The organism is Methanomethylovorans sp. (genome assembly GCF_041305605.1).
Classification (GTDB): Archaea; Halobacteriota; Methanosarcinia; order Methanosarcinales; family Methanosarcinaceae; genus Methanomethylovorans.
On record NZ_JBFYLB010000165.1, the window covers coordinates 1 to 5,087 of the forward strand.

3 protein-coding genes are annotated in these 5,087 nt (G+C 38.6%); 2 read left to right on the forward strand and 1 reads right to left on the reverse strand.

Going from position 1 to position 5,087, the window contains the following annotated elements:
• Window positions 1–917, reverse strand: a 917-nt coding sequence (locus ACCM36_RS10125) for a magnesium transporter CorA family protein (protein WP_370573638.1), incomplete at its 3' end; no start/stop codon positions are given.
• Between the two features lie 307 nt (window positions 918–1,224).
• On the opposite strand from ACCM36_RS10125, the gene ACCM36_RS10130 reads away from it, so the two are divergent.
• The gene (locus tag ACCM36_RS10130; RefSeq protein ID WP_370573639.1) at window positions 1,225–4,251 is read left to right on the forward strand and encodes a PAS domain S-box protein; all 3,027 of its coding nucleotides are present in this window, start codon (window positions 1,225–1,227) and stop codon (window positions 4,249–4,251) included.
• A 272-nt stretch (window positions 4,252–4,523) separates the two neighbouring features.
• Window positions 4,524–5,087, forward strand: a 564-nt coding sequence (locus ACCM36_RS10135) for a PDC sensor domain-containing protein (RefSeq protein WP_370573640.1), incomplete at its 3' end; no start/stop codon positions are given.

Consider the following 5,087-nt stretch of genomic DNA (forward strand, 5'->3'; position numbering starts at 1 on the left):
ACCATAAATACTGATAATATCACAGAGAACAATGTTGACATCATAAATATTATCATAAAAGCATGTGGATTGCTCTGGAAAGGGACATGTACGTTCATGCCAAAAAAACTGGCGACCATCGTAGGGATCGATATAATTATCGTAACTGAGGTCAAAAATTTCAGTACCATGTTTAGGTTATTTGAAATCACTGAAGCATAAGCATCCATTGTGCCACTTAAGATATTACTATAAATGTTAGCCATTTCTATGGCCTGCTTATTCTCTATGATTACATCCTCAAGCAGTTCCATATCATCAGGATACATCTTGATAAGGTTTGCCCGCTGAATCTTCTCAAGTACTATTTCATTACTTTTTAATGAAGTTGAAAAATAAACGAGACTCTTTTCCAGTTCTAAGAGCTGGATCAATTCTTCATTCTTCAGGGATTTATGCAGCCTGTTTTCAATTACATCACTTGTTTTATCAATATTTCTCAGATACTGAAGGTACACTTTGGAACTGCGATAGAGTATTTGTAACAGGAAGCGAGTCTTTTTAAATGTCCAGAATGACTTGACTTTATTTTCTAAAAATGGCCGTATAACTGAGTTCTCCCTTAGAGAAACAGTTACAATGTTCTCATTATTTATTATAATTCCAAGTGGGATGGTATAGTAAATTCCTCTTTCGGCTGTGTCTTTGCTCGCAACTGGAATATCTATCAGCACAATGGTGCATTCTTCGTCCACTTCAATTCTGGCACGTTCTTCTTCGTCCAAAGCAGCTTTGAGATGCTCAATTGGGATCTTTAGATTTTCAGAAAGGTAGGAGATCTCTTCTTCAGTGGGATTTACAATGTTTATCCATGCTCCCTTCTCAATTTTGTCGAGGCTAACGATCTCATTTTCTATTGATCTATAAATAGTGAACATAAAATGCCTCCATATTACCAGATAATGAAACGATGGTTCTTAGTTCCGATCGAGCTATAATTCTATATTACCTTCTCCTTGTGGCTTAAAACACCTATTAACACATATATGTTTTTCTGCTGAAAACAGATCTATGGTACAATTGATCACGTGAATCTTGTTTTACTTGTGACTTGAGTAATATTTATATTTCATAATAAATTTCAAATGTTACGTAGAGAACCAGAGTATATATTACAAAATAAACTGTTACCTGATTTCAACAACATATAAATAATGTTATTATATAATGGTTATTTAAAAAATAATGGCTCAAGATATGTCTTCAAAAACCAGTGCTCTTTCAAATTGCAAATTTGAAGTGGGTTCAATGGATCTCTGGGAAGATGGTATTGTTATATTGTCTTCTGATGGGATCATTGCCTATACAAATAAAAGTTGGATAGCGTTCTCACAGAAGAACGGTTTGGATGTTGTTGAATGCAATGAAGGAAGCAATTATTTAAAAGTGTGCGCGGAATTAACGGGGAAAAGATCGGAAGCAGTTGTTATAGCTCAGGGAATAAGGGATGTTATCGAAGGCAGATCAAAAGTATTCAAATTTGAATATGAGTTAGTTGGTCCGGCTGGAAAAAGCCGGTTCTTATTAAAAGTTCAGCCGCTATCATCATGTTACCCTACAAATGTGATCTTGCAAAATATGGATATCAACGAATGGAATAAAATAGAATCTGACAGGCCCGGATCTGAAAATCATCTCTCAAAAATCCTCAATAATCTGCAACTTGCCGGAGTTATGCTGGATTCAAATGCGAACATTATTTTCTGTAATGATTTCTTGCTTGAGCTGACAGGATGGAGAAGAAAAGAAGTCCTTAACAAGAATTGGTTTGATATTTTTTTGCCTGCAGACATGATCTGTGAGACAAAGACCATCTTCGTCAAGACAAGTGAAACTGCAGATTTCCCATCATATTATGAAAATGAGATCGCCACTGGAAATGGGAATAAAAGAGTTATCGCCTGGAACAATACTGTCTTGAAGGACAGAAGTGGGAAAATTTCCAGTATTATCAGTATTGGAGAAGACATAACAGAGCGTAAGTCAGCAGAGCGATCACTGTTAAATAGCAAGGGGCAGCTTCGCACGTTAGTAGATACTATTCCGGATCTTGTCTGGCTGAAAGATCAAAATGGTGTTTACCTGATGTGCAATTCAAAGTTCGAACGCTTTTTTGGTGTACAGGAAGCAGAAATTATTGGCAAAACCGACTATGATTTTGTGGAAAAGGACCTTGCAGACTTTTTCACTATGAATGACAGGAAAGCGATTAAAGCTGGCAGACCTGCCATGAATGAGGAAGAACTAACGTATGCCGATGATGGACACAGAGAATATACTGAGACTATTAAAAGTCCGATGTACGATTCAAATGGAAATTTAATTGGAGTGCTGGGAGTTGGCCGGGATATCACTCGGCGCAAGGGGGATGAAGAAGAATTACGAAAGAAAGAAATGCAGCTCCGCACTGCACAGAAGGTAGGGGGGTTCGGAAGCTGGGAATTCGATCTGGATTGCGGGAATGCAGATATTTCAGAAGAAGCCCTTAGAATATATGGTCTGGAAGGTAAACGGTATAACATAAAAGAACTACAAAAAATACCGTTGCCTGAATATCGTTCAATGCTGGATACAGCATTAAAGGGTCTTGTAGAAAGAAAGTCACCTTATGATATGCAATTTAGAATACTGCGGCAAAATGATGGTGAAATCCGTGATATACATTCAGTAGCTGAATATTTTGCTGAAAGAAATGTAGTAATTGGAACGATCCACGATATAACTGAACTGAAACAAACAGAAAACAAACTGCGAAAAAATGAAGCTCTTCTTATTGAAGTTGGCAGAATTGCCAAGATAGGTGGTTGGGAATATGATGTTTTATCCGGCAAAGGCACGTGGACGCCTGAGGTTACAAGGATATATGAAGTAGATTCTGATGATCAGGCAGGTGTTGAATTCGGGTTGAATTTTTATCTTCCCGGCTCAAGAGAGGTAATTGAGCAAGCTTTTCAGGATGCTGTGGAAAATGGCAGATCATACGATCTTGAATTGCAATTTATAACAGCTAAAGGCAATCATAAATGGGTCAGAACTAATGGGAGTCCCACAATTAATAATGGCAAGGTCGTAAAAGTAACAGGTTCGTTGCAGGATATAACTGAACTAAAAGAGGCTCGGGATAAGGTCACAGAAGAAGCAGTCAGAAGGCGTATTCTTTTTGAGCAATCTATGGACGGACTGGTTGTTCTTGATCAGAATGGCAAGGTCTTTGAGGCAAATCAAAGATATGCTGAAATGCTGGGTTATTCTTCCGAGGAGATTCAGAAACTGTACATGTGGGATTGGGATACCAAATATACACGTGAGCAGCTGCTGGAAATGATCAGGCTTGCTGATAGCAAAGGAGTTATTCACGAGACCAAGCATCGTCGCAAGGACGGTAGTCTTATCGACGTTGAGATAAGTGGAAATGCGGCTATCTTCGACGGTAAAAAATTCATTTTTTGTGTGTGTCGTGATATCACAGAGAGAAAGCAGGGCGAAGATATATTACTGCATGCTAAAATGGCTGCCGAGGATGCTAATAAAAGCAAAGGTGAGTTCCTGGCGACCATGAGCCATGAACTGCGAACTCCACTTAATTCTATCATAGGTTTTTCTGATATGATGCTTGGCGGAACTATCGGAGACCTAAATGAAAAACAGATACGCTACATGAATCATATATTGAAAGGTGGCAGGCATTTACTTGATCTTATCAATGATATCCTGGACCTTTCGAAGGTTGAAGCCGGTAAAATGGAACTCATTTATGAGTCATTCTCTGTATGTGATGCTGTCTGTGAGGTAACTTCTTTATTGTCTTCTCTTGCACTGAGGAAGGGGATCGAAATGGATGTTAAACTAGAGCCACAGCTTGGTAGCATCAATGCAGATAAGACCAAATTCAAACAGATCCTCTACAACCTTGCGAGCAATGCCATTAAGTTCACACCCGATAATGGCTATGTAGGTATCACTGCACATCGCACGGATAATGTGCTTGAGATCAGTGTGACAGATAACGGCATCGGGATCGCAACAAAAGACTTGCATAAACTCTTCCATCCGTTTAAACAGCTGAACCCATATCTGACACGCGAACACGAAGGAACAGGACTTGGTCTGGTTCTTGTCAAGAAGTACGTTGAGATGCATGGTGGCAGTGTATGGGTTGAAAGTGAAGTTGGAAAGGGAAGCATATTCACTTTTACTATTCCGTATTGTTGAGAACCGGATCGATCTTCTGATCGGGAAGCATTTAAAAATTCTTTCAGGATGCAGTTAGCAGAAGAATTCTTCTTTTACAAGATCAAGAGGTACAATTTTTATACCCGATAAAGGTTCGTTAAAAAACTATCTCATTAGTTAATTATTGGCTTTTTTCGTTCTATTTTGGATGTTTTTTCTATGGATCAGTAAAGCGGATTCTAATATAATTAGAAAAATATATATACTCGGTAATGCAAGGGTTCTATATAGTGCATGCAAAGAGGTAAAAAATGGTTAAATGGTATAACAGCCTGGGAACAAAACTAACTGTCAGTTTTATGGTTCTAATTTTGCTGGTGTCAATGGGGACATTCTTATTTACGGTCGAGGAGGCAAAAACAGCTATAACCGATCAGATGAAAGAGGAATTGATCCTCACTGCAAAAGTAATGTCAAGCCAGATCGACGGAGATCTTCTGTATCAGATCAATGAAAAGGGAGATACCGAAAATGAGGCTTTTATGCAGGTATATCAGAAGCTGGATGAGTTAAGAGGAGATAACGGCGATATAATCACTTATGTTTATATCATTAGGTTGGATGAGGAAGGGAATGCAAGGTTCATCGTGGATGCTGATTATCTTACCGATGGGGTAATAGACGTTTATGCTGGCCAGCTTTATGAGGATGCTCCGATCGAAGATATTAAGAACGGTTTAGTTGCACCTTATGTATCAGCTGATCCATATACTGATGAATGGGGTACTTTTATGACTGGCTATGCCCCGATATATGATTCCGGTGGCAACATTGCGGGTGTTCTTGGAGTCGATTTTGATATAGCTACTGTCAAA

Excerpts from the sequence above, each read along its gene's own strand:
- ACCM36_RS10130 (WP_370573639.1), top strand. The coding sequence starts at position 1,225 with ATGGCTCAAGATATGTCTTCAAAAACCAGTGCTCTTTCAAATTGCAAA.